The sequence below is a fragment of the Ectopseudomonas alcaliphila genome (genome assembly GCF_900101755.1).
In the GTDB taxonomy this organism is placed as follows: Bacteria; Pseudomonadota; Gammaproteobacteria; order Pseudomonadales; family Pseudomonadaceae; genus Aquipseudomonas; species Aquipseudomonas alcaliphila.
This window is the reverse complement of the sequence record NZ_FNAE01000006.1, coordinates 1-26,262: the sequence shown is the minus strand read 5'-3', so window position 1 is coordinate 26,262 and position 26,262 is coordinate 1. Positions and strand designations below refer to the sequence as shown.

Annotated in this window: 19 protein-coding genes; 9 read left to right on the top strand and 10 right to left on the bottom strand. The window is 60.8% G+C overall.

Annotated elements, in window-relative coordinates:
• Positions 1 to 47: 47 nt before the first annotated feature.
• The 7 genes from hyi to BLR77_RS17800 all read left to right on the top strand — a co-directional run bounded on the left by hyi (position 48) and on the right by BLR77_RS17800 (position 7,129).
• On the top strand, positions 48 to 830 hold the full coding sequence (hyi, locus tag BLR77_RS17830; protein ID WP_074680317.1) for a hydroxypyruvate isomerase: 783 nt from the start codon (positions 48 to 50) through the stop codon (positions 828 to 830).
• Between the two features lie 141 nt (positions 831 to 971).
• Positions 972 to 1,862, top strand: a complete 891-nt coding sequence (locus BLR77_RS17825; protein WP_074680315.1) for a 2-hydroxy-3-oxopropionate reductase — start codon at positions 972 to 974, stop codon at positions 1,860 to 1,862.
• A gap of 310 nt (positions 1,863 to 2,172) precedes the next feature.
• Entirely contained in the window at positions 2,173 to 3,444 is a 1,272-nt protein-coding gene (locus tag BLR77_RS17820) for a glycerate kinase type-2 family protein (RefSeq protein ID WP_074680312.1), read from the top strand.
• Positions 3,441 to 4,856 carry a pyruvate kinase gene (pyk, locus tag BLR77_RS17815; RefSeq protein ID WP_024307753.1) on the top strand — a complete coding sequence of 472 codons (1,416 nt, stop codon included), beginning with the start codon at positions 3,441 to 3,443 and terminating at the stop codon, positions 4,854 to 4,856. The genes BLR77_RS17820 and pyk overlap by 4 nt, the downstream gene beginning before the upstream one ends.
• 265 nt (positions 4,857 to 5,121) lie before the next feature.
• Positions 5,122 to 6,036 (top strand): urea transporter, encoded by a 915-nt coding sequence (locus BLR77_RS17810; RefSeq protein ID WP_074680310.1) that lies wholly within the window; start codon positions 5,122 to 5,124, stop codon positions 6,034 to 6,036.
• A 36-nt stretch (positions 6,037 to 6,072) separates the two neighbouring features.
• Positions 6,073 to 6,459: a hypothetical protein gene (locus BLR77_RS17805; protein WP_074680308.1), complete on the top strand. Its 387-nt coding sequence runs from the start codon at positions 6,073 to 6,075 to the stop codon at positions 6,457 to 6,459.
• Positions 6,460 to 6,565: 106 nt separating this feature from the next.
• Entirely contained in the window at positions 6,566 to 7,129 is a 564-nt protein-coding gene (locus BLR77_RS17800) for an RNA 2'-phosphotransferase (protein WP_074680306.1), read from the top strand.
• 598 nt (positions 7,130 to 7,727) lie between these two features.
• On the opposite strand, the gene rbsD is transcribed toward BLR77_RS17800, so the two are convergent.
• Genes rbsD through BLR77_RS17770 form a run of 6 tightly spaced genes read right to left on the bottom strand, consistent with a single transcriptional unit; the run spans position 7,728 to position 13,590 of the window.
• Positions 7,728 to 8,132, bottom strand: a complete 405-nt coding sequence (gene rbsD / locus BLR77_RS17795) for a D-ribose pyranase (protein ID WP_074680304.1) — start codon at positions 8,130 to 8,132, stop codon at positions 7,728 to 7,730.
• The gene (rbsK, locus tag BLR77_RS17790; protein ID WP_074680301.1) at positions 8,129 to 9,037 is read right to left on the bottom strand and encodes a ribokinase; all 909 of its coding nucleotides are present in this window, start codon (positions 9,035 to 9,037) and stop codon (positions 8,129 to 8,131) included. Before rbsK ends, rbsD begins: the two co-directional genes overlap by 4 nt.
• Positions 9,038 to 9,086: 49 nt before the next feature.
• Positions 9,087 to 10,085: a LacI family DNA-binding transcriptional regulator gene (locus tag BLR77_RS17785; RefSeq protein ID WP_074680298.1), complete on the bottom strand. Its 999-nt coding sequence runs from the start codon at positions 10,083 to 10,085 to the stop codon at positions 9,087 to 9,089.
• 6 nt (positions 10,086 to 10,091) lie between these two features.
• On the bottom strand, positions 10,092 to 11,072 hold the full coding sequence (locus tag BLR77_RS17780) for an ABC transporter permease (RefSeq protein WP_074680295.1): 981 nt from the start codon (positions 11,070 to 11,072) through the stop codon (positions 10,092 to 10,094).
• Complete coding sequence (locus BLR77_RS17775; RefSeq protein ID WP_174578085.1) at positions 11,069 to 12,637, bottom strand: sugar ABC transporter ATP-binding protein; 1,569 nt, start codon at positions 12,635 to 12,637, stop codon at positions 11,069 to 11,071. Before BLR77_RS17775 ends, BLR77_RS17780 begins: the two co-directional genes overlap by 4 nt.
• A complete protein-coding gene (locus tag BLR77_RS17770; protein WP_074680292.1) occupies positions 12,634 to 13,590 on the bottom strand; it encodes a sugar ABC transporter substrate-binding protein in 957 nt (318 codons plus the stop codon). The genes BLR77_RS17775 and BLR77_RS17770 overlap by 4 nt, the downstream gene beginning before the upstream one ends.
• A 249-nt stretch (positions 13,591 to 13,839) precedes the next feature.
• Between BLR77_RS17770 and BLR77_RS17765 the strand changes: the two genes are divergently transcribed.
• Positions 13,840 to 14,250: a hypothetical protein gene (locus tag BLR77_RS17765; RefSeq protein WP_074680289.1), complete on the top strand. Its 411-nt coding sequence runs from the start codon at positions 13,840 to 13,842 to the stop codon at positions 14,248 to 14,250.
• Positions 14,251 to 14,324: 74 nt separating this feature from the next.
• Positions 14,325 to 14,564: a hypothetical protein gene (locus BLR77_RS17760; RefSeq protein ID WP_238380590.1), complete on the top strand. Its 240-nt coding sequence runs from the start codon at positions 14,325 to 14,327 to the stop codon at positions 14,562 to 14,564.
• A 194-nt stretch (positions 14,565 to 14,758) separates the two neighbouring features.
• Here BLR77_RS17760 and BLR77_RS17755 read toward each other — a convergent pair whose 3' ends face one another.
• The 4 genes from BLR77_RS17755 to BLR77_RS25545 all read right to left on the bottom strand — a co-directional run.
• On the bottom strand, positions 14,759 to 16,192 hold the full coding sequence (locus BLR77_RS17755) for a hypothetical protein (protein WP_074680284.1): 1,434 nt from the start codon (positions 16,190 to 16,192) through the stop codon (positions 14,759 to 14,761).
• 307 nt (positions 16,193 to 16,499) lie between these two features.
• The gene (locus tag BLR77_RS25170) at positions 16,500 to 17,675 is read right to left on the bottom strand and encodes a hypothetical protein (RefSeq protein WP_139203032.1); all 1,176 of its coding nucleotides are present in this window, start codon (positions 17,673 to 17,675) and stop codon (positions 16,500 to 16,502) included.
• The gene (locus tag BLR77_RS17750) at positions 17,672 to 25,855 is read right to left on the bottom strand and encodes a hemagglutinin repeat-containing protein (protein ID WP_074680281.1); all 8,184 of its coding nucleotides are present in this window, start codon (positions 25,853 to 25,855) and stop codon (positions 17,672 to 17,674) included. The genes BLR77_RS25170 and BLR77_RS17750 overlap by 4 nt, the downstream gene beginning before the upstream one ends.
• Before the next feature lie 33 nt (positions 25,856 to 25,888).
• Positions 25,889 to 26,262: ShlB/FhaC/HecB family hemolysin secretion/activation protein (locus BLR77_RS25545; RefSeq protein ID WP_139203030.1), on the bottom strand; the 374-nt coding region annotated here is incomplete at its 5' end.

The window sequence follows — 26,262 nt, the reverse complement described above, 5'->3', positions numbered from 1 at the left end:
CCGCAACACGCCCCGGATTGCATCCGGGCTACGACAAGGAGCACACCATGCCCCGTTTTGCCGCCAACCTGTCCATGCTGTTCACCGAAGTGGACTTTCTGGACCGTTTCGCCGCCGCCGCCGAAGCCGGCTTCAGCGGCGTGGAATACCTCTTCCCCTATGACTTTCCGGTGGAAGAGATCAAGGCCCGCCTGGACGCCAACGCGCTTACACAGGTGCTGTTCAACCTGCCTGCCGGCGACTGGGGCAAGGGCGAGCGAGGCATCGCCTGCCACCCGGATCGCGTCGAAGAATTCCGCGCCGGCGTCGACCAGGCCATCGCCTACGCCAAGGTGCTGGGCAACAAGCAGATCAATTGCCTGGCCGGCATCCGTCCGCAGGGCCTGGACTGCGCGACCGTGGAAAAGACCTTCGTCGACAACCTGCGCTACGCGGCCGACAAGCTGGCCGGTGCCGGCATCCGCCTGGTGATGGAGGCGATCAACACTCGCGACATTCCCGGCTTCTACCTCAGCACCACCAAGCAGGCCCTGGACATCCGCGACAAGGTCGGCAGCACCAACCTGTACCTGCAGTACGACATCTACCACATGCAGATCATGGAAGGTGACCTGGCCCGCACGGTTGAGAGCAACCTGGCCGCGATCAACCACGTGCAGCTGGCCGACAACCCGGGCCGCAACGAGCCGGGCACCGGCGAGATCAACTACCGCTTCCTCTTCGAGCACCTGGATCGCATCGGCTACCAGGGCTGGATCGGCTGTGAATACAAGCCGGCAACCACCACCGCTGCCGGTCTCGGCTGGATGAAAGCGCACAACGCAATCTGACGAGCGACATCTGTAGGAGCGGGTTCACCCGCGAACACCGGCGAAGCCGGTGCCACTCACCGCGGTGTCTGCTTCGCGGGTAAACCCACTCCTACAGGCTCTGCAGCAACTGGTTCACCACCTACAACGAGGTTATCTCTCATGGCTAAAATCGGATTTATCGGCACCGGCATCATGGGCAAACCCATGGCGCAGAACCTGCAGAAAGCCGGTCACACCCTGTTCCTGTCCGAGCATCATGACCCGGCCCCGGCCGATCTGGTCGCCGCTGGCGCCATCGCCCTGGCCAACCCGCAGGAAGTCGCCCAGGAAGCCGAATTCATCATCGTCATGGTCCCGGACACCCCGCAGGTCGAAGACGTGCTGTTCCGCGAAGGCGGTGTCGCTTCGGGCGTTGGCGCCGGCAAGGTGGTAATCGACATGAGCTCGATCTCCCCCACCGCGACCAAGACCTTCGCCGAGAAGATCAAGGCCACCGGCGCGGCGTACCTGGACGCCCCGGTGTCCGGCGGTGAAGTCGGTGCCAAGGCCGCCACCCTGTCGATCATGGTCGGTGGCTGCCCGAACGCCTTCGAACGCGCCCTGCCGCTGTTCCAGGCCATGGGCAAGAACATCACCCGCGTCGGCGGCAACGGTGACGGCCAGACCGCCAAGGTGGCCAACCAGATCATCGTCGCGCTGAACATCCAGGCGGTGGCCGAAGCCCTGCTGTTCGCCGCCAAGAACGGCGCCGACCCGGCCAAGGTTCGTGAGGCGCTGATGGGCGGTTTCGCCGGTTCGAAGATCCTCGAAGTGCACGGCGAGCGCATGATCAAGGGCACCTTCGATCCGGGCTTCCGCATCAGCCTGCACCAGAAGGATCTGAACCTGGCGCTGTCCGGCGCCCGCGAGCTGGGCCTGAACCTGCCCAACACCGCCAACGCCCAGCAGGTGTTCAGCACCTGCGCGGCCCTCGGCGGCAGCGGCTGGGACCACTCTGGCCTGATCAAGGGACTGGAGCATATGGCCAACTTCAATATCCGCGGCGAGTAACAGAGCGCCCTCTAAGGGGATCTGTGGGAGAGGCTTTAGCCGCGACCGTCGCCGCTGAAGCGCCTCCCACAATTCCTGAAGGCCTCGCGCTTCGCCCACCCTTTCGACCTTCCTGGCAGGAGGTGTCACGGCCCGATTGCCAGGTTGGTCGATTCCACTCCCCAGGCGCTGCCATGCGGCGCCTGCGGACTGGAATCGACCCTGCGTCACCCTGACGGGCATGCCGCGCAGGCACCCCGACGCATCGAATCCTACGCGGCCTGCCCGCCTCGCTACGCGACTCTCAAGCCAAGAACAAGAGAACACCGCCATGACCTTCGACCCGCAACGCCTGCTGCGCGACCTGTTCGCCACCGCCATCGCCGCCGCCCATCCGCGCCAGGTGCTGGCCGACCATCTGCCCGCCGACCGCAGCGGTCGTGTCATCGTCATCGGCGCCGGCAAGGCCGCTGCGGCCATGGCCGAGGTGATCGAGCAGGAATGGCAGGGCGAGGTCAGCGGCCTGGTGGTGACCCGCTACGAGCACGGCGCCGATTGCAGGAAGATCGAGGTGGTGGAAGCCGCGCACCCGGTGCCGGACGATGCCGGCGAGCGCGTCGCCCGCCGCGTGCTGGAGCTGGTGTCGAACCTGGCCGAAGACGACCGGGTGATTTTCCTCCTCTCCGGCGGCGGCTCCTCGCTGCTGGCGCTGCCGGCCGAAGGCATCAGCCTCCAGGACAAGCAGGCGATCAACAAGGCGCTGCTCAAATCCGGCGCCACCATCGGCGAGATGAACTGCGTGCGCAAGCACCTCTCGGCAATCAAGGGCGGCCGTCTGGCCAAGGCCTGCTGGCCGGCCACCGTCTACACCTACGCCATCTCCGACGTGCCCGGCGACGAGGCCACTGTGATCGCCTCCGGCCCCACGGTGGGCGACCCGACTACCTCGACCGAAGCCCTGGCGATTCTCGCTCGCTACGCCATCGACATCCCGGCCAACGTGCGCGCCTGGCTGCAGGACCCGCGCTCGGAAACGGTCAAGCCGGGCGATCCGGTACTCGCCCGCAGCCACTTCCAGCTGATCGCCACCCCACAGCAATCGCTCGACGCTGCTGCGGCCAAAGCCGAAGCGGCAGGCCTGCCGGTGCTGATCCTCGGCGACCTGGAAGGCGAGTCGCGCGACGTGGCCAAGGTGCATGCCGGCATCGCCCGTCAGGTGCAACTGCACGGCCAGCCGATCAAGCCGCCGTGCGTGATTCTCTCCGGCGGCGAAACCACCGTCACCGTGCGCGGCAACGGCCGCGGCGGTCGCAACGCCGAATTCCTCCTCAGCCTTACCGAGAGCCTCAAGGGTCTGCCTGGCGTCTACGCGCTGGCCGGCGACACCGACGGCATCGACGGCTCCGAAGACAACGCCGGCGCCATCATGACGCCCTACAGCTACGCCCGTGCCGGCATCAAGGGCCTGTCCGCTCGCGACGAACTGGACAACAACAACGGCTACGGCTACTTCGCTGCCCTCGACGAGCTGATCGTCACCGGGCCGACCCGTACCAACGTCAACGATTTCCGCGCCATTCTGATTCTTGAGAACGACCAATGAACGCCGACAAGAAAGTGAAGATACTCGCCACCCTCGGGCCGGCGATCCGCGATGCCGCGCATATCCGCCAGCTGGTGGAAGCCGGGGTCAACCTGTTCCGCCTCAACTTCAGCCACGGCGAGCACGCCGACCACGCCCAGCGCTACCAGTGGGTGCGCGAGGTGGAGCGCGAGCTGAACCAGCCCATCGGCATCCTCATGGATCTGCAGGGGCCGAAGCTGCGCGTCGGCCGTTTTGCCGAAGGCAAGGTACAGCTGGTCAACGGCCAGAGCCTGCGCCTGGATCTGGACGCCACGCCAGGCGACGCCAGCCGCGTCAACCTGCCCCACCCGGAAATCATCGAAGCCCTGCAGCCGGGCATGAGCCTGCTGCTGGACGACGGCCGCCTGCGCCTGAAGGTGACCGGCAAACAGGCCGATGCCGTAGACACCTGCGTCATCGCCGGTGGCGAGCTGTCCGACCGCAAGGGCGTCAACGTGCCCGAGGCGGTACTGCAACTGTCGCCGCTGACCGAAAAGGACCGCCGCGACCTGGCCTTCGGCCTGGAGCTGGGCGTGGACTGGGTGGCGCTGTCGTTCGTGCAGCGCCCCGAGGACATCGTCGAGGCGCGCGAGCTGATCCAGGGCAAGGCCTTCCTGATGGCCAAGATCGAGAAGCCCTCGGCAGTGCAGCATCTCGAAGAAATCGCCCGTCTGTGCGACGCCATCATGGTGGCGCGCGGCGATCTGGGCGTGGAAGTGCCGGCCGAGAACGTGCCGCGCATCCAGAAGGACATCGTGCGCACCTGCCGCCAGCTCGGCCGTCCGGTGGTGGTCGCCACGCAGATGCTCGAATCCATGCGCTTCTCCCCGGCGCCGACCCGCGCCGAGGTCACCGACGTAGCCAACGCCGTGGCCGAAGGCGCCGATGCGGTGATGCTGTCGGCCGAGACCGCCTCCGGCGACTACCCGCTGGAAACCGTGCAGATGATGAGCAAGATCATCCGCCAGGTGGAGAACGGCCCGGACTACCAGAGCCAGCTCGACGTCGGTCGCCCGCAGGCAGAGGCCACCGCCAGCGACGCCATCAGCTGCGCCATCCGCCGTATCAGCTCGATCCTGCCGGTGGCGGCATTGGTCAACTACACGGAATCCGGCAGCTCCAGCCTGCGTGCCTCGCGTGAACGACCGAAGGCGCCGATCTTGAGCCTGACGCCGAGCCTGACCACGGCCCGCCGCCTGACCGTGGCCTGGGGCATCTACTCGGTGGTCAACGAGCGCCTGCGCCGGGTCGAGGAAGTCACCAGCACCGCGTTGGAAATCGCCCAGGCCCAGGGCATGGCCAAGCGGGGCGAAACCGTGGTGATCACCGCCGGCGAACCCTTCGGCCAACCCGGCAGCACCAACAGCCTGAGGATCGAAACGCTGCATTGAGCCGGAGGTTCTCAGCGCAATAAAAAACCGTAGCCCGGATGAAGTCCGGGGGAATGCTCGACTCCTGATTCCCGGATTTCATCCGGGCTACGCATATAGCCAACGCAGGATGTCGCGGGGCCGCCTAGGCCTTGCGCACCTGCTATGGCAAGGCGATTTTGGTGCGCACGGCGCACCCTACACGACTCCCCCAAGCGACACGGACGGCTCCCCTCTCCCGCTTGCGGGAGAGGGGCTGGGGGAGAGGGCTCTTGGCGCATACATCATGCCCCCACTACCAACCTCACACCCTGCCCTGCAAAGCCTGCGCGCCCTGCTCTGCGGCTTCGCCCAGATATTCCTGCAACAGCACCCCGGCTGCGGCGTGCTGGTACTGCTCGCCATCCTTGTCGGCGCACCCGAGCTCCTGCCCGGCGCCCTGCTCGGCGGCCTGACCTCGACGTGGGTGGCGCAGCGCCGCGGCTACCCGAAGGCGGATATCGCCATCGGTCTGTACGGCTACAACGGCGTCCTGCTCGGTCTGCTGCTCAGCCTGAAACTGCCGTGGACGCCGCAGCTACCCGTGCTGATCATCATCAGCGCAGCCCTTTCCAGCCTGCTGCTGGCGCCCTGGATACGCCGCATGCGCCAACATGGCTGGCTGCCCGCCTTCACCTTTCCCTTCGTGCTGCTGGGTTGGCTGCTGCTGGCACTGCTCGCTCAGCTGGAGCTGCCAGCTGCACCGCCAGCCAGCGCGCCCGACGCGCCGGAGCTAAACATCCTGCAGCTGATACTCGCCGTGCTGCGCGGTCTGGGTCAGGTCATCTTCCTCGACTCGCCATTGGCCGGCCTGTGCCTGCTGCTCGGCTTGCGCCTGGCCGATGGCCGCATGGCGCTGTGGGCGCTGCTGGGTTCCAGCGGCGGCTTCGCCCTGGCGCTCTTCTCCGGCTGGCCCGGCGAGGGTGCGCTGGCCGGTCTCTACGGCTACAACGCCACTCTGGCGGCCATTGCCCTGGCCCAAGTACACCGCAACCTCTGGGTGCCCGCCCTCGGCATCCTGCTCGCCCTGCTGCTGCAGCCCGGTTTCAGCGCCCTCGGCCTGCCGGCCCTGACCATGCCCTTCATCCTCGCCTGCTGGCTGATCAGAGCCGGCGCACAAAGTTGGCAAAAGGCTGTCAAGGACAGCACACCGACGATCTAGAATTGCGCAACCGACCGAAAAGGGAGCGCGCAGAACATGGACAGACGAATACTCGGCCTCAGTTTGTTGCTACTGGCAACCGCTACAGCCAGCGCAGAGACAATTCCCAGCCTGATCGGCCCGGTCAGCCATATCGTGGTAATCGAAGATGGACTCGGCCCGGAGCAAGAAAACTGCCAAAACTTCAAGGTCAGCGAAGCAATGGTCGCCGACTTCCTGCGTCACGCCATTCTCATCACCCATCGCCAGGAACACGACTGGTACCTCTACGGCCCCTGCCAGGCCCATGGCACGCTAAGCACTCGTTATGGTGAGTGGCAGTGGCAACTACTCAATCTGGGCACTGCGCGGATAACGGCGGTTACGGGGGAGAGTTTTATGCTTGCCGACCCGCGAGAGGAGTCGTCGCTGGAGGACGAATGAACGACAAAACTTCTTGCTCCATATGCCTCAAAAAAGCCAAATTTACTTATCAATAAAAACGGCGGTGACTGCCGGCCAATGAGTGCAACTGGGAGCATAAAGCAGTATGGATACCAAGCAACTCCAAGAGACCAGCAAGTTTCTTAGCTATGTTCTCCGGCATGAACCACAAGCAATCGGCTTGCAGCTAGACAGCGAAGGGTGGGCAGATATCGGGGCGCTAATAGCCGGGGCAGCCAAAGATAGACGAGCCTTGGATATTGCATTGATACAGGCAGTGGTCAGCAGCAGCGATAAGAAACGCTTCAGCATTTCGGATGACGGCCTGCGCATCCGAGCCGTGCAGGGCCATTCAACGCCCAACGTGAGCCTGCAACACATAGAGAAGGAACCACCCGAGTTTCTTTACCACGGCACCGCCAGGCGGTTTCTGGATTCGATTCGTCAGCAAGGACTAATTGCAGGATCACGTCATCATGTGCATCTGTCGCAAGATATACCAACCGCCATCGATGTCGGACAGCGCTATGGAAAGCCGGTGGTGCTAAAGATCGAAGCCCTGCGGATGCACCAACAGGGCTTCAAGTTTTTTCAGGCCGAGAATGGAGTCTGGCTAACGAATCATGTCCCCGTCCTCTTTGTGTTAGAAGAGGAGCAGAAAGCCATTTAGCTGCTTCACAGCAGATGCTTTCGCAAGAAAGGAACAGATATGGCTTGCCTGGCGGCAATTGGGTGATTCGGATATTGACGGCCGCCTCCAGCAGTTACTGATGCTCATAGCCCAGCAACGTGTTAGGTGGCCAGCCTGGTCGACAGGAACAGCGAGCGCTCAAACTAAGGCCAAACCCCTATCCACTACCGACCCGACCGCACCAAGCGGAACACACGGAAATCCAGAAAGAGGGGCATCCAAGAAGAGCTAAGTAAGTGCCATTCAAATCTGAGAATCATCTAGTTGGCTGGTATCCGCCTATCGACATCGCGCAAGGGCCTGCGCGCCGAAGAAAACCTGTTGATGCGCTTCCTGGAAAAATTGCCGCCCACCTGAGGTAGCTCTTTCCCATGCCTCTGCCCCCGCCACACAGCCGAAGCCCGCGCGCACTCTGTAACAAAGCACAGCAATCGCCAGCAGGACGGCTCCCTGGTAACCAATGTCGCCGCCACGAATGGCGCGCTTGCCCGCCCCTGCTAGCGTGCACGCCCCTTCAGCACCTTACCGAACAATAACGACATGCGGCACAGCGTTGCGCAATGTGGCGCTGCGAGACTCAGAAGGTGACACCCGCGATCAGCGCGATATTGCTGTAGGGCCGGCACTCGCCGGTGCGGATCTGCACCCGCGCCGTGCGGCACGCTGCCTTGAGTTCGTCGTGGCTGACCAGTTGCCGCTCGCCCAGCTCACCTTCAGCGCTCAGCGCTTCGATGGCCTTCAGGCAATAGGGCGTCACCTCCAGGGTTTCACGAGCCAATAGATGACCCTGCACCTGCATTTCGCTGAGCACCACCTTGAGCGTGGTGACGAAATCCGGCACGCCGGCGGTCAGTGCCAGGTCGATGCACGGCGTGCCGGGCGGTATCGGCATGCCGGCGTCGCCAATCACGATGATGTCGCCATGGCCCAGTCGAGCGATGGCCGCCGAGAGTTCGGCGTTGAGCAGTGACGTCTTCTTCATGCGGGCAGCTCGTGGCGATGGGGAATCGAGGGTTGCGCACCCGGGCGGGTAACGGCAAGGGCGGCGGCCTGCTGGCCAAGACGGATGGCGGCTTCCAACGGCAGGCCTTCGGCCAGGCCGGCGGCGAAACCACCGACAAAAGTGTCACCGGCAGCGGTGGTATCGACAGCCACCACAGGTTCGACCGGCAGGTGCATATGGCGCTCGCCATCGGCGTAGAGAACGCCCTGGCTACCCAGGGTGACCAGCACACGTCGGGCGCCAGCCTCAAGCAGGCGCTGGGCTGCCTGCAGTGCGGTTTCGGGTGAGTCCACCGGCAGGCCGGTGAGCAACGCGGCCTCGCTCTCATTGGGAATCAGGTAATCGACCAGCCCGTACCAGTGCGCCGGCAAGGGCCCGACGGCGGGTGCCGGGTTGAGGATCACCGTGCGCCCCAGCTCATGGCCACGTACCAGCGTCGCCTCGACGGTGGCCATGGGCACCTCCAGCTGGGCGATGACGATATCGGCTGCTTGCAGCAGTGCATCGTGGTCCGCCAGACGCTCGGCCGTCATTTCAGCGTTGCCGCCAGCCGCGATGACGATGGCGTTCTGGCCGGCATCGTCGACCAGAATGGTCGCGATACCGGTGGCCACCCCCGGCACCTTCGCCACTGCCGAGCAGTCGATGCCCTCGGCCAGCAGGCCGGCACGCAGCTCGGCGCCATGGGCGTCACCCCCCACGCAACCGACCATCGCCACCGTGGTGCCGAGCCGTGCGGCGGCGACCGCCTGGTTGGCGCCCTTGCCACCTGGCGCAGTGGCAAAGCCGTGCCCGGCCAACGTCTCACCGCCAACCGGAAAGCGCGGCGTGCGGACGATCAGGTCCATATTCAGGCTGCCTACCACCACTACCTTTGCGTGCATTACCGGGGTTCCTCTCAGTCAGCCAGGGCGCTCACGCGCTCAGACCTGTTCAAACAAGTGGCGCTGCGCTGGACTCGCGCAGCACCAGTGTGGGTTCGATCAGTTGGTGCTCGGCCTCCAGGCCGGGCGTTCGGATACGCGCCAGCAACCGGGCGGCGGCAGTTTCCCCGAGCTGGCCGATGGATTGGCCGACCGTGGTCAATGCCGGGTGCAGGTAGCGGCTCACCTCGATGTCGTCGAAACCGACCACCGAGAGCTGCTGCGGCACGTTCACCCTGCATTCGGCAGCGGCGCGCAGCACGCCCAGGGCGATCATGTCGTTGCCGGCGAAAATCGCCGTTGGCACTTCATCGTCTTCCAGTAGCGCCAGCGCAGCGGTGTGCCCTGCCGGGCTGGTGAAAGCGCAATCCACCACCGGCAGCGCCTGGACCCCTGCTTCGCCCAACGCCCGTCGGTAACCCGCCGCACGCAGCTGGACCACCTGAGTGCTGGCCGGCCCGCCGATACAGGCGATCCGCCGATGACCCAGTTCGAGCAGGTGACGCGTCGCCAGGTAGGCGCCGCGCTCGTGGTCCACCTGCACGCGGTCGGCCATTACCCCGTCGAGGGAGCGGTCGACCAGCACCAGCGGCACCTTCAAACCAGCCAGCGCCTGAGCGAAGGCCGCGTCGCTCGCCACCGTCGCCACGATCAGCCCATCGATGCGCCGCTCCAGCAGTACGCGCAGGTAGCGCAGCTGCTTGTCGATGTCGTCGTCGGAATTGCACAGGATCACGCTGTAGCCGTTGCGCTCGGCGTGATCCTCGATGCCGCGCGCCAGCTCGGCGAAATACGGGTTGCTGGCGTTCGGCACCAGCAGACCGATAGTGCCGGTGGCGCGTGCTCGCAGCGAGCGGGCCACGCCACTGGGCACGTAACCCAGCTCGGCGATGGCCGCCTCGACCTTGCTACGCACCTGGTCGCTGACCGGCCGAGTGCCGTTCACCACGTGCGAAACCGTGGTGTAGGAAATGCCGGCACGCGCGGCGACGTCCTTGATGGTGGCCATGAAGGATCAGGTCCGGCGCTTGGCGCGGTAGCTGCGGTAGGTGTCGAGAATGACCGCGATCACGATCACCGCACCGGTGATGATGCGTTTGGTCGGTTCGGTCGCACCGATCTGCGCGAGCCCGGCGGCCAGCACGGAAATGATCAGCACACCAAAGAAGGTGCTGATCACCGAACCACGGCCGCCCATCAGGCTAGTGCCGCCAATTACCACGGCAGCGATCACCTGCAGTTCCAGGCCGGAGCCGGCGTTCGGGTCAGCCGCTTCCAGGCGGGAAATCTGGAACAACGCCGCCAGGCCGGCGAGCAGGCCCATCAGGGCGAACACCGACACCTTGTATGGCTTGGGGTTGATGCCGGCCAGGCGCACCGCCTCCTCGTTGGTGCCGATGGCCACCAGGTAGCGGCCGAACACCGTGCGGGTGAGCAGCAGGTGCGCGGCGGCGATCACCAGCAAGGCGATGACGAACGACGGCGAGATGCCCGCGGCGAACGGCGTCGACAGCCAGGCATAGGCATCACCGATATAGGCGGTGCGCGAGTCGGTGAGCTGATAAGCCAAACCGCGGGCCATCTCAAGCACGCCGAGAGAGACGATGAACGAGGGAATGCCCCAGGCCACGGTGATGATCCCGGTCACGCTGCCGGCCAGCGCCGCGCAGGCCATGCCCAGCACTGCGGCGGGGAGGATGCCCCAGCCGAAGCCGAGGGTGGCCACGCTGACCACCGCGGCAGCAAGAGCCAGCACCGAGCCCACCGAGAGGTCGATGCCGCCGATGATCAGAATCAGCGTCATGCCCACCGCCAGCACCATCAGGTCGGGAATCTGGTTGGCCAGGGTAGTGAACGTGGCATAGGACAGAAAATGGCTGCTCAGCGAAGAGAACAGCACGATCATCGCCAGCAACGCACCGGCCAAGCCGAGGTAGGTGCCCAGGCCCTGATAAGTGCCGCTGCGCTTGGCCGGCGTGGCGGATGGAGTGGTCATTGGCAAAGCTCCTGTAACGGGGGGGCGACCTCGCCAAGCATGGCTTCGCGGCTGCGATAGCCGGCAAAAGCGGCAGCCAGCAGACGGTCCTGGCTCCAGTCGTCGCGGTCGAAGGTTTCAATCAGGCGGCCAGCGGACAGCACGCCGATACGGTCGCAGATCAGCATCAGCTCACGCAGATCGCTGGACACCACCACCAATGCCTTGCCCTGGCGCGCCAGCTCACCGAGCAAGCCATAGATTTCGAACTTGGCGCCGACGTCGATGCCGCGGGTCGGCTCGTCGAACAGCAGCACCTGGCAGTCGCGCTCCAGCCAGCGGCCGATCACCACCTTCTGCTGGTTGCCGCCGGACAGCTCGACCACCGCCTGCTGCGCGCCATTACAACGAATGCGCATGGCGTCGATCTGCCGTTGCGCCAGGGCCTGTTCGGCCGCCGGGCGCATCACGCCGTGTTTGGAAACGGTGGGCATATTGCCCAGCGCCAGGTTGGCGGCAATCGGCTGGCCAAGCAGCAGGCCTTCGCCCTTGCGGTCCTCGGTGATCAGCGCGATACCGTTGCGCACCGCTTCGGCGGGCGAACGCACCTGCACCGGCACCGGCGGATTACCGATGGCCACCTCGCCGCTGTCGGCGCGGTCGGCGCCGTAGATCAGGCGCAACAGCTCGGTGCGGCCGGCACCGATCAGCCCGGAAATACCGTAGATCTCCCCTGCCCGCACGCTGAACGACACGTCGTCGACCTTGCCGCGACGGCTCAGATTGCTGATCTGCAACAGCGGCGCGCCGATCTGCCGCTCACCCAGATCGATGGCTTCACCGACCTCGCGGCCGACCATCAGGGTGACCAGCTCGTCGCTGCTGTAGCGGTCGATGGGTTCCACCGCCACCAACTGGCCGTCACGCAGCACGGCGACGCGCTGCGCCACCTTGGCCAGCTCTTCCAGGCGGTGGGAGATGTAGACGATGGCCACACCGGCATCGCGCAGGCGCTGGACCTGCTCGAACAGCAGATCGACCTCACGGGCGGTGAGCATCGCCGTCGGCTCGTCGAGCACCAGCACACGGCACTCGCCGATCAGGTTGCGGGCGATCTCGACCATCTGCTGATGGCCGACGCCCAGCGCCGAAACCGGTGTATCCGGATCAACCACTTCGAGGCCGACCTGGGCCATGGCCTGGCTCGCCATCTCGCGCAGGCGGCCACGGGAGATCCAGCCGCCGCGACTGGGCAGGTTATCGAGAAACAGGTTCTCGGCCACGGTCAGGGTGGGCAGCAGGTTGAGTTCCTGCAGCACCATTCGCACGCCAAGGCGCTCGGCCTCCCGGCGGCTGGCCGGTGCATAGGGCTGGCCGAGAAAGCTCAGCGAGCCGGTAGTCGGTTGCTCCAGCCCACAGAAAATCTTGGAAAGCGTACTTTTGCCGGCGCCGTTCTCGCCGGTCAGCGCCAGCACTTCACCGGCGCGCAGCTCCAGCTCGACCCCGCCCAGCACGGGCTGGACGTAGGTCTTGCCAATATTGCGAGCAGCGAGAACGGTCTCGCCGGCCGCTATGGCCTGGGTCACGGTTTGGTCACGAGTTCGACGGGGGTTTCTATGACACCGTCTTTGGCGTCGGTGGGCTCACCCTTGACCAGCTTGAGCGCCGCTTCGATACCGAACACCGCCTGCTGCGCGGCAAACTGGTCGGCGCTGGCAAGCACGCGGCCGTCCTTGAGCATCGGCTTGATGGCGTTGATGTTGTCGTAGCCGACCACCTGCACCTGGTCCTTCTTGCCGGCTGCGCGCACGGCCGATACGGCGCCGAGGGCCATGCTGTCGTTACCGGCCAGCAGCGCCTTGAGGTTCGGGTATTCGTTGAGCATGGCCGAGGCCACCGCGTTGCCACGGTCGATTTCCCAGTTGCCGGACTGCACGCCGACGATCTTCATACCAGCCGCTTCCATCGCCTCCTTGAAGCCCGCCGTGCGCTGCTGGGCATTGGTGGTGGTGGACACACCCTCGATGATGCCGACTTCGTCACCGGCCTTGAGCTTTTCCTTGGCCAGGTACTCACCCACCAGGCGTGCGCCCTTGCGGTTGTCCGGGCCCACGAACGGCACGTCCAGGCCCTTGCTCTTCACCACCTCGGGGTCGAGGCGGTTGTCGATGTTGACGATCTTGATGCCGGCATCGCTGGCCTTCTTGATCACCGGCACCAGCGCCTTGGAATCGGCCGGTGCGATGACCAGAGCATCGACCTTGGCGACGATCATCTGCTCGACGATGCGGATCTGCGCCGAGGTATCGGTTTCGTCCTTGATGCCGTTGGCGATCAGTTCGAACTGGTCGGGATGTTCTTTCTGGTACTCCTTGGCACCGTCTTCCATGGTACGGAAGAACTCGTTGGCAAGGGACTTCATCACCAGCGCGACGCGAGGCGTATCGCCTTCGGCGGCATGAGCACTGGAGAAGCTGACGAGGGCAGCGGCGCCAAGGGCAATGGCAGCGCAGAGACGGGCAGGACGGAAACCGGACATGGGCGAACTCCGTGGTTATTGTCGTTTTTATCAACACGCAAACGTTTGCGTAAGCAGGAAATTATGAAAAAACGCTAGAAAGGTCAACGCCTCATCGATCTTGACGGCGGTTACCTGGTTCACGGAATACGCATGCACTTGACCGTCGAACTGGTCGGCAAGACGAGCTTTTCGCTACCATGCGGCGGCCAAACCGGGCGTGATTCAACCCATCACGCCCTGGAAGTATCGCGATAAAGGAATGTCACCATGCTTAAACCACTTCTGATCGGCGCAAGCCTTGCCGCCCTCCTCGCTGGCTGCTCCAGCCACCCTGCCCAGCCTCTGGATCAACGCCTGCTCGGCGAGTGGCAAGGCACACGCGACAAGAATGGTCCCTGCCAGTTCTTCACCTGGAATTCCAGTTTCCGTGCCGATGGTCGCTTCGAAATCAGCTTCTTCGCTGACGAGCAGAGAACGCGACTGATCCAGACAGAACGCGGCACCTGGACAGCCCACTACGGCAAGAACCACCTGACCACCGACGGCGTGAAAACCACCGAGGTGTACGACTATCGCTTCGTCGATGCTGATACCGTCGAATACGTCAGCATCAAGGCCGACCCGACTGCAGACTGCCAGGCCGACTACCGCTTCACCGAGCACCGCGTAGGACGCTAAAAAACCGGGCGCTGCCGACACGGCTTGGTAGCGCCCGCCCTCCAAGGATGGACCCAACGAAAAACCTGCTTGTTTTGCTAAGCGCCAGCGCCCTGCTCGGCGGCTGCATGACCCTCTCCGGCACTTACCAGCTCTCGCTGCAGGACGCCAACGGCCAGCCTATGGCCAAGAACATGACCATGGTCGCCGAGGGCGGCGGCATCTACACCATGCGTAACGCCATGTGCGCGACTTACCCGAATGCCACGGTCATCATTCGCGACCTGAAAAGCGGTGAAGAGTTGAAAAGCGAAAGCCCCTACAAGTGCAGATGAGGATGGTGGCGGGTCACTAGAGCCACACGAGACTGGGTGCGTAGCGATCTGAGGGGGATTACCGGCTCCTCTGAGCCCTGAGGCCGGACTGACCAGTGGGCGACCCGTTTCCAGGAAACAGATCTAGAGGGCCAATCAATTGCGCTACTGATGCGTAACTGAAAAGCCCCGCCACGTTTCTCCGACCCGGAACGTCACTCAATCGAATCCACTCGCCATTGCCAGCGGCCCAAAGGACTGTTCTCGGCGGCCCTGACGAACAACTGATAATCACTCAGATACCAATAGTCCACGGTCCAAGTCATCCTCTTGGTCTTGATCCTGATGCAGTTGAACGGTTTGGCCGCACCCAGGAGCGCTGGATGAATGCTGCTGGCGGGGCGTTCAAGACCGATGCGACAGGTAACCGTGTTGGAGTCGCTCGTTGCCCCGTCATGCGCCGGCGGCACTTTGCTGAACGTACGGGTATAGCTGACCTCGCTCCCGGACGGCATGGCATGCCAGTCCCCGGCGAAGCTCAGTCCGATCAACGGACGACCATCAGCCACCTCCTCACCACTTTCTTTGTTGATAGAGCGGGCAGCTAAATCGAACAAGCCACGAAAGGTCAGGTGAAGCGAAGCCGGGTCTACCGTGGGATCCTGGACATGCTGCAATACCTGCCCGGACGCCTCGTCGGTAGAGATGAAGACCTCTTGTGGCAAGTCTTTCGCCTGCACCCGATTCAAGACATGCGCATCGTAGCTGTAACGCAGCTTGCGCATCACATGATCAGGGGCAGGCAGTTTCAGATCATCGATAGTTGCGATTACCTGAGGGGCTACCTCGGGCGTCTGGAGCACGGCTGGCAATGGCGTGCGGGGTAAAGCTATCGGTAACCGGAGCTGTTCCGCTTCCGGCAGACAAGCAGCTTTGAACACTTTTTGCTGATAGTCGGGCGCCGCAGCGAGCGGTTGCATCTTCACCTGACGCGGGATCTGGCCACCTGCAACACCGCCCTGAATGCCAAAGTAGAATTGGCTGACCTGCATCAGGGTGCTCTGCTGACAGTCCAGTGCCAGGCGCTCCTGGCTGCGCCCCTTCAATCCCATACCCTTTGAACCAACCCTGTAATGCAGCGGATTCTGCTCGACCCAGACATACAGCAGACCGTCATCACGCTGCAGGCTGTTGCGATCCAGCGACAGCCAGTCGCTATCTTGAGCCTGCTCCAGGGCACGCCAGTCAGGTGAAGGCCTTTGCGCACAGACATCTCGTAGCTGAGCACTGCTCAAAAATTGCTGAAGCTGAGGGGCCGGTAAGGAATCGCTTTGCGCAGAACGCTCCGAGAAAGGGACCATGCCCATACTGGTCGGGAAGCGCATGCTGGCTAGCCCTTGACTGCAAGACGCATCGAAGCGGGCATAAAGCAACTGCTCGTCTGGGCTCGTGACCACATAAGTCACCTGATCGCCTTCACGCACAATGGAATGAGGGTTCGCAGGTAAGCCAATAGCCTTGTCAAACACCGAAAGCCCCGGGTGAACCGCTGGCGCCTTGGGTGTGGAACTGCAGCCGGCCAAAGCCAGAGAAAACAACGAGACGCTCAGTGCGAGCGTGAGAGAAGTGTGACTATTGCGAGCGTCCATGCACTAACACCTTGGAAAATCAAGTAAACGTAAATTATAGAGACTCGGCGAACAGAGGGATAGCCTACCCCTATTACTTTTGCCCTCTATTATTCTCTCTGACGCTAAAGCACAGCGGATCACTTTGAGGTTGAGCCGACTGATGGGTGTTTTTCCATCTAGTGGCACCTTATTTTAAAGCCACATTAAACTTCGATTACAACCCTCAACAAATTTGCTCGAAAGATAAATTTATAACCTTCAAAAGCCACTCATTCGAAACCCGCAAAAGAGGGGCGACCGCTGCCAAACTCTGCAACAACCATTTTTACTCACCTACAACCCTCAAGCCTGCAGGAAAATCCATTAAGTGCACATCTATCACTCGACCCAATACCGGATCATTACGAATACCGACTCCGTTCTGCTCGCTGTAAGAGGGTGGAACCCTGTACCACTCGCCAGCATAGGAACCAGTAGCCCTATAGTTCTCCACCAGAACATTACCATCTCGTGACAATCGAGAAGATCGGATTTCTGGGCGCTCACCTCGTTTGAGTTGCAAGGACATCAATTTGGCCTCCAACTCGGCAAACTGAGCATGAGTTACTTTGCGCAGCGTTCGCTCGCCATCGGCTCTACCAATCAATTGCCCATTGGGCCTTAAAATTTCTGCCCAACTTCTTGGCCCGACCGGATCTGGCATTTGATAACCGCACTCGCGCAAGAAAAGGATAGCGCGCTGACGATTGAGGTTGTCGCGAAATCTGCGCATAGCTGTTTTATTATCGTAACTCCCTTTCAGTTCCTTACAAAAATCATTTCTATAATTATCCCAGAGTGCTAAACGCTGTTCTGGAACAGGGTTGATCTGTAAACTGGCCAGTACTGGCTCAATGAACTCCTTGTCTAGGTTGGTTGGAGCGCGGCCTGGCGGTAGCTTCTCGCTAGCACCAATATGGATGGGGAAATTCGAGCCGCTGACTGACTCCCAGCAGAAGTAGTCGAGCACCCTGCGAAGAAACAGTCCGGTGTCGCTATCCGAGTAGAAGCGCGCACAGCGCCCACCTTGCCAGTCCACCCAACTTGCGGTAACCAAACGGGAAATATAACTGCGCTCACTGAGATATTGCTTGTAATCTTCAAAAAAAACCTCAGGTGGCAAATAGTATTCTGTGCGTGCATGTCCCGCACGAAAGAGCATAGAATAGACACTGCCAACGGACATCTGTGACTCGTTGGCAATAATGCCGGGGACCTCTACAGAGAGACTGTCGGTTCGGGAGTTATAGCTATAGTCAGGCCAATTACGGCAGGGGGCCTGCCTGAATAGGAGTGGCAACTCAAAACTGATACGCTGCATATCGGTGATGCGCTGCTTTGCTCTTTCACACAGGGGATAAAAAGCCACTCCATTCTCCACCACCCCATATTCCATTTGATAACCTCTGCAACCGCTTAGCAACATAAGCAGAAAGCCCAAAGTTAAGAAGTATTTACTCATTCAAGCTTCCTAAAGTCACCCTGACTATCGATCAGTGTTGGTTTGATTACAATGTCACGGATCTGTGCATCCGCACTGCCCGGTGCCGAAGGCTTGCAGGAGGCACACGCATAATTGCTGTGCGGACTACCCTCGCCAAACAAGCTGGTCACGCTAAACAACGCCCCCAAGGTGCGCGCCACCGGATCATCCGAATACTGCGCATTGCCTCCCAGGAATAGCGGCAAATCGGAGACCGTATCGGTCTTGGGCAAAAGACCGAAGAATACTGTGTCATCAGGTCGGTTCACTTGAAAAACGCTTTGCCCTTTTCCGAAGCCAGCAGTCTCTGCATCCTTATGGAACTGAATAGCATCCACCGGCGCCCCGGAGAGTTGGATGGTGTTCAGCGTTGCAGTAGGGCTTTCGCCGTTGGAAAAATCCAAGCCCTTGATGGCTACCCAAGTCAACAGGCCGCCCTGGCTATGGCCATAGATATGTAGAGTATCCGGTCCGGCATCAATGCCTTGCTGAAACAATCCATTCAAATTCCTCGCTGTGCCAGACCGGATCGCACCTTGCAAATTTTTATCGAAGGCAGACTCGATCAAATCTCCGATCAAACCGTGAGTTGGATTGTAGGCTAAGACGAAACTGACGTCTCCATTAGCGCTGCCGCTTTGCATTAAGCCGTTAGCCAGAGCCTCTATCATGCTATTCATAATACCGTTGGTGAAGATTCTATCTTCCTCCTCGTTAAATCCCGCAAACTGCTGCACTTGCAGGCTTTCCGAATCCAAAACCGGCTTACCGTCCTCCAGTACTAGCTTACCCTTATCCGTTTTAAATGTTCCTGTCACTCGCAAAGGCTGCAAGTCGCCGGCGACCAATACCGGCAATTGTGTAATCAGCCCCCCATGATTGGCTGCTCCAGGGAATATGCCTAGTGTCGGCGTTCCCATTGCATCCATAGCATCGACTAACAGTTCTGGTGCCCATGCCAGAGCAGCAACCAAACTATCGTGTTCAGCGGCAGAGCGTGCATGCTCTTTCAATGCAGCTAGATTGGTAAACGCCTCAACCGAATTGCGCCCATAGTTCTCAGCGCCATTCTTCCACTGCTCCAGCGTCACGACCGGATCCGATACCGCATCCACCGACGACTTGCTCACATACAGATCGGTACGATCTTCCTTATCCTTAGTGACCTCATAGGCCTTGCTGACATCGCGATTCAAACCCGCTGTCGAGTCATGGCCGGTTTCTTCGTCGGCCCTGACGACAATATCGCCCTCGCCCACTGTGGCCCGCACGATCTGCTCGCGTTCCTTGCGATAGTCATAACCACTCAGGTTCCAATTGTTCGAGCCGTCTTTGTTCTGCTGACTGGGATCTACCACTGCCCCCGTTGCGGCGGCATTACCGTCTGCCGGCTGCCCACCAGAGCCACCATCACCGCCCCAGCTGTAGGTACCGCCTGCATTGATGTACCAGGCATGCTCGCTGTCATGTCCCTCGATATCACGGAAGCCCAGGGTACCGGTGTCCAGCTTGAGATTGCCGCTGTCCGATGCCAGCAGGGCACCGTCGAGTTGAGTGTGGTTTTCCGTACGAATGTCGAGCCGATCACGGGCGACGATGCCTGTCTGATTCTCCACCCAGTTGGTGGAGCCGTTGGTTTTGCCTACACCGACCGAGCCACTGACGCTTACGCTGCCATACAGACCAACGCTGACAGTCAAACTTGCGTCCAGCTCCTTTCCGCTAACCTTGCCAGTGTCCGGTAGCGAGGAGACCAGCAGGTCGCGACCGACCTTGCCAACGACATCCAGCCCTTCCAGGCGAGCACCAGCGACCGTGGTGTCACGCCCGCTTTCGAAACTCAGTTGCTTGCCGGCATAGAGGTAGGCTTCCTGCTGTTTTCCTGCTTCACGATCCAGGCGGCCCTTGCCGATGTCAACGCTGGCATAGACAGAGATGAAGTCTTGGCCACCCAGGGCAACCCCGACTTCGCCGCCTCCGCTCTTGCGCCGCATCTCATGCTCGGAATCGTTCTGCGCAGCACGGATATCAATATCGTTTCCAGCGACGAGGCTGATATCTCGCCCCGCTTCAGCCCGAGTGCCGATCAGTTCAAGATCCCGGCTGGCATCCAGGTGAATGTCACGCCCCGCCTGTATTTGAGTCGCAAGCGCTGTACCTTGCGCTCCCTTCTCGGTATGAACACCGTGACTACCACCAACCCCGGCCCTGGCACTGTTAAAGGTACTACCGCCATTGATACCGTTCTGACTGATGACTTGCTTGGTACTGCTCGTCTGCTGACCACGGGCAACATCCAGAGTGATGTCTCGCCCGGACATGTTGATATCGCGCTCAGCCTGAATCTGGCTTCCCTTGGCATTGATGTCATTACCTGCCTGCAGGTTGACGTCTCTGCCCGCATCCATAGTCGTCGGCCGATTACTGAGGGCACCATCGGTCGTAGTAGTCTGCTGGCGAGTAGTGCCAAGGTGATTCGCCGTGGTTGGCCCGGAGACGAACTGCGTTACCGCGTCAGCGGCCTTGAGAACACCTGAGACCTGACTAACAAGATTCTCGCCCTGGCCAATCCCCTTGATAGCGTCGACTGTATTGCCGAAGTTGTGGCTGACGTTCACGGTCAGGCCGTTACGCTGGTGTATTTCCTGCTGTTCTTGAAAGTAGCGCTCCGTAGCTGCATCCAGGTTGATGTCGCGCTCAGCAAGCACGTTGATATCGCGCCCGGCTGAGAAGTCGGAACCCGAAAGGTTGGCATCCCGGCCAGCCTTCACGTCAAGGTCATTGCCGGCCTCAAGGCTGCTGGCAGCTGCAGTCTGCCGAGTGTTCAATCCCTTCTCGATCTGCACGTCGTTGCCGACGAAAGCAGTGAAACCGTTACGGTCGCTGTCCAGGCCGATACCGGTTCGCCGCTCACGCTCCCACGCGGTACTACCCTGTTGGTTCTGAGCAGCGGCAACGTTGACGTCACGCCCAGCGTCGAGCAGGAGGTTACGCCCGGCGCTCACCGAACTGCCGATCACGTTGATATCACGCTCGGCCAGCAGGCTGGCATCCCGTTCAGCCGCGATATAGCTACCGACACTGGTACTGCTACGAGCTTCCTGCCCTGCCTTCTTGGCCGAAGAGACAGACAGCATGCCACCAGAAACCGACAGCCCAGTCTTCTTCCTGTACTGCTCCGTCAGGCTGTAAGCCGTGTCATTGGCCGAGACCAGGTTGATATCACCGGTGTCCTTGATCAGCCCCGAACGCAGTTCTACATCGTTACCAGCCTCAGTGGTACTGGCACGCAGACGAATGTCATTACCCGCCGCGATCACCACGTCGTTACCGGCATCCAGCTCGCTGGCGACCTGAGTGGCGCTGGTCTTGAGCTGACTCTTGCCGCTCTTCGACATGCCAAGGAAACCGGACTTGGTCTTCTTGCTGTAGGAGCCATGCTCCTCAACCCCGGACAGGATCGCCACATCGCCAGTAGCGCCGACCAGCAGATCGTTGCCAGCGCTGAGTTGGCTGCCGATAACCGTGACATCACGACCACCGTCGATGCTCAGACCACCGCCATCAGTCTTGCTGGTGTTGATCGTCAGGTCGTTGCCCGCCTCGATCACCGAGGCGATGTTAGTGCTGTTATAGCTCTCCTGCTGCTTGCTGCTGCTACGTCCGAACGAGCCCTTCTTCTTCTTGAAGTAGTAGGAAGCGCTTTCATCCATGGCCGAGAGAATCTGTACATCCTCTCCAGCATCAATATCTACATCATTGCCGGCCTGTACCTTGCTGGCGACCACTGTCAGGTTCTTGCCTGCCGCGAGGCTGATGTCGTTTCCAGCCTGAATCTCACTCGACTGCTGGGTAACTTGATCACGACTTTGAGTGACTTTCTTGCTACGCGATAGAAAGTGGCTTTCATTGGCCGCAGAGCTTATCAACAGGTCACTACCGGCTTGCATATCGAGACTACCGCCCGAGCTGATGCGGCTGGCAATTACGCTGAGGTCTCTATCAGCACTAATAGATAGATCGCCCCCCACGCGGTTCTCACTGCCATGCTGGGTGATGCGTTCATCTTGGTAGTGACTCCCTCGTGTTTGGCGCTGCACAGTCTTCACTGAGCTCAACTCAACATCGCGGCCAGCCACAAGAGCCATATCCCCTACACTGGAAAGCACGCCACCGCGATTCAATACATCGCGACCTGCACTTATCTCCAGTTCATTTGCTGCTTCGAATCTAGCAGCGCTATCAACATAATCATGTTGCCACTGCTGCCCTCCCCAGCGTCCAGTATTAGTCGAAACAGTGCGTTCATTCAGCACATCCCCCGACAACGCAATAGCACTGATATCGCGACCAGCGATGATGCCGCCTTGAGCGTTACGAATGCTTTCAGTAGCCATGATTCTCAGGGTTTCAGCGGCCTCCAGGAGACCACTGTTGGAAACGTTGCCGGCATCAAGATTCAGGTCTTGAGCCCGCAAAGTTCCTTGATTGGTTAGCTGTCCTCCTGTAATCAACGCAACGTCCTGACCTTGAATCAGAGCGCCAGTTGGTGCCAACCGGCCGCTGGCCTGGGCCAGATACAGAACGGGTACCAAGACCTTCTGCCCAGCGACTTCACGCTCTTCCAGCCACACGATATCGTGCGTCAAGGCAGCTACTTGCTCTGCAGATAAAGCCACACCTACAGAAAGATTAAGTGACTCCTTACTGACGATGGCGTTATCCATCAGATATCGAAATTGTTCCTCATCGCTGTTTATCCCCGCCAAAAAGCGCTGCCCCGTGCGGGAAATTACAGCATCACGAACAAGTTTCTGCTCGTAGAAACCATCGCCCAGACGCTTTTGCATCTGGTCAGTGCCGATGCCCAGCAAACCGAACATGTAATCAGAACTGAGGAACTTCCCGAGATCGGCGAAGCTAGGATTGGTTTCTATCAAATATGGGTGATGAATATTGGCATTCAGGCTAAACAGTCCGTTCTGCCCTGAAGGCAAGGAGAAGCTGGGCAGACCTATGGGGTCAACCGCGCGCTGGGCCAGATCGGGTGGCAACTGAGAATTGAACGTTATAGGCTGATTGACATTATGACCCACGCTGGTCTCAACGAACTGTTGCTGACCATCGGCGAAGGTTACATTTTCACGAGTAACGCCATTTTCAAGACGACTACCTGCGTTAACCCGCACATTACCACCAGCCTGTATCACTGCATCAGCGGCAACACCAATATTGGTAGACTGCTCATTGGAACTAACCAGTGTATAGCCCAATATTCTCGACGGCACCCCATAACCTGCAGCAGGATTGAAGTTTGGATTGGATCGATTAGTAACCTGCTGAGCAGGCGAGTAATAGTACACATAACCATCACGATCACTATCGTCAAAGTACCGATGCACGTATAGAGAATTATATTTATTATAATTAAATACCTCCCCACCTTCGCGGACCAATCCATAGAACACATTGCTCCGCTCAGAATCATTCGGATTACGGAATGTACGCGTCCTGACCACGCGTTCCTGAGAGGCGCCCTGACTGATAAAGGTATCAACATTAATATCGATATTACCTGCCGCCGACAAAACGCTTTGCTGGTTATCGAAGCTTACGCCGACGTAGTTGAGGTTCCCGCCGGCAGTGATAACGGAGGCAGCCGAATCGGACGTAACGACACGCTCCAGATTCTCAGTAACATAGTAATAAAGATCGTAATGACGTCCCTTGCAATCCAGGCACTGGTAACGAATATCACCTGACACAAGACGTTCGGAAACCGAAAATGCATCTCTTCTGTTTACGAGCGCAGCGGCATTCAAGCTCATGTCCTGAACGCTTTCTATTTCCGCTGAAATGTTTTCTAGCAACTGAGCTCTAGATGATTCCGATCCAGCAAGACTCAATTGCCCCATGCTGTAGATATTGGCAAAGCGGTTAGTCAAGCGATCAACACGTAAAAGAAGGTCATCACCACTGAAGATCAAACCATTTTCGTTACGAACACTCTCCGATACGAGCAAGAGCTCACCGCCTGCTCCTATGGTTCCACGGTTTTCCAAGGACTTGCTAGCTATCTCCAGCCAAGCGCCAGCGGTCATTTTCCCGCGACTTACAAGCTCGCCCAGAACAGCTAACCGAGCACTACCTCCACTCTGCAAACGAGCCTGATCGCCCAGTTCGATGTTGTCCGCCTCCAGCTCGAGATGCCCCTTGCTGATCAGCGTACCGTTGCCACGGTAATTGCCACTGAGGATCAGACTCAGGTCACCATCGGTCTCGATCCGGCCATCGTTGGTCCAGCTATCTGCCTGGACCGCGAGGCCAGCCACGGACAGCAGGCCACCGGTCGCGGTCTGGGTGAGACGTTGTACATCGAGTTCGATGGACGCGGCCTGCAGCAGGCTGCGGTTGACCCACTCTTCGGCACTCAGGCTCACCGCGCTGTTGGTGATGAATTCACCGCCCGCCTGGCCGAGCAGCTGCATGTCGAGGCCCAGTCCGCCGCTGCCGAGGTGACGCACGACACCACCCTGGTTGCTGAGCGACTCGGTGTCGAAGGTCAGCGTCGCGCTGGCTACTTCGAGGACGCCCTCATCGTTGTTCAGGCGGGTACCGATGGCGAAGCGACTTTCACCGCCACTGCCCAGGGCACGCAGGCGGCCATCGGTATTGCTCAGGCTGTCGGCTTCGACATCGAGACGGCCGCCAGCTTCCACCAGGCCGCCGTCGTTGTTCAGGGCGTTGGTGATACGCGCCTCGATTGCACCGCCAGCCGCCAGGGTACCGGCGCGGTTATCCACTGCCTCGGCCTCGATAGCCAAGGCCTGGCCAGCCAGCGTGCTGCCGGCGCGGTTGTCCAGTTTTGCAGTGTCGAGGATCAGGTTGCCCTGGGCCACGATCTCGCCTTCGCGGTTGTCGAGCTGCTCAGCCTTGAGCGTGGCGCTGCCAGCAGTGGCGATCTTGCCGCCCGCGTTGTCCAGCGTTTGCAGGTCGGTCGCCATGCTGCCATGGCTGGTCATCTCTCCGGCATTACGCACCTTGCCGCCATCGAGCTGCAGATGGCCTGCACTGCTGACACTGCCATTGGCGCGCACACCCGCCTCGATGATGCCGGCGTTGTTCAGTTGCTCAGCCTGCACGGTCAGGCGCTGGCCGGCGGCCAGGCTTTCCCGCACTTCGACCTGCTGCGCTTCGAGCGTGGCGTTGCGGCCCGCGTAGGTGTCAGCGTTGAGGTCGATGGTGTTGGCCTTGAGCGCGACATCACCACTGGCGGCCACGCGATTCAGGCTCAACTTGCCATTGGCATCGATCTGGATATCCCCGGCACTGGCAGCCATGTCACCGGCCAGTTTCACCCCCACGCCCTGCTCGGTGCCGACCAGGCGAATCGCGCCGGCGTACATGCCACCGAGGGCCGAGCTGTCGATGGCCAGCATCGGCTTGTTCGAACCGTCGTCGGCCTTGGCGGTTGCGGCCAGGGTGGTGGCATCCACCTCATTGCGACCGGTGATGATGTTGAGCTTCTTCGCGTGCAGCTCGGCGTTGATCTGCGCGCTGCGGGTGATCAGGTCGAACTGGTCGACGTTGCCGGCATTGAGGCCTTGGCCTTCGATGCTGATCTGCCCGCCGTCGACATCGAAGCGCTGCAGGCGGCCATTCTCGATGATCGGGGTGCCGGTGCTGAGGGTGACGCGCGGGGTGTTGATGAAGCCGCAGCCATCGCAGGTGATGCCATGCGGGTTGGCGACGATGACCGCTGCCGAACGCCCGGCTACTTCCGTGTAGCCCTTGAGCTGGCTGGCGTTGCCGCCGGTGACTTCGTTGAGGATCAGCCCAGCGGCACCGTTCTTCAGGTTGGGGTTGCCGACCACGTAGCCGCCCAGTTGGGTCTGCACCAGGTTCTGCGCACTGTTGTTGAGGATCAGCCCCTGCTGGCCGACGTTGTAGTCGGTGAACTTGTTGTGCGACAGGCCGCTGCCATTGGGCGTGGCGATGTTGACCATCGGCACGCCGTTCTGCGCCTGGGTCACGGCGGTGTTGCCGCCTGCGGCCTGGTCAACCGTCAGTTGCGCCGCAGTGGCGACGATGGGATTGAGAAACAGCACGCCAGCAACGATCAGGGCGATGTTCTGAAACAGGGGACTGCGTACGTCCATGTCGATACTCCAACCAGCCATCCGGCCGGGCAATCAGAAGAACAGGTCGAATCGGAAATAGACCGGGCGCTCGTCACGCTCGATGACGTCGGGGCGCTCCAGGGCATGGGCGAAGCTCACCGAGGCCGCCAGGTGTTGGCCGCGCAGGGCGAACTCGAGGGCGTTGCCCGTCATGCGGCCGCGTTGCTCGGGGTTGTGCCGGCCGCCGTGGATCACGCCAACGTCATAGGCGAAGGCCAGGCTGTACTCGTGCACGAAGGGGCGCAGTGCCTCCCAGGTGACCGGGCGACGCCAGCGCAACTGGTTGCGCCAGTAACCACCGGTGTCGCCGGACAGCGACTGGTCCTTGAAGCCACGCACCGAGCTGAGGCCACCGATGCTGATGCGCTGCGGGCTGAACAACACGT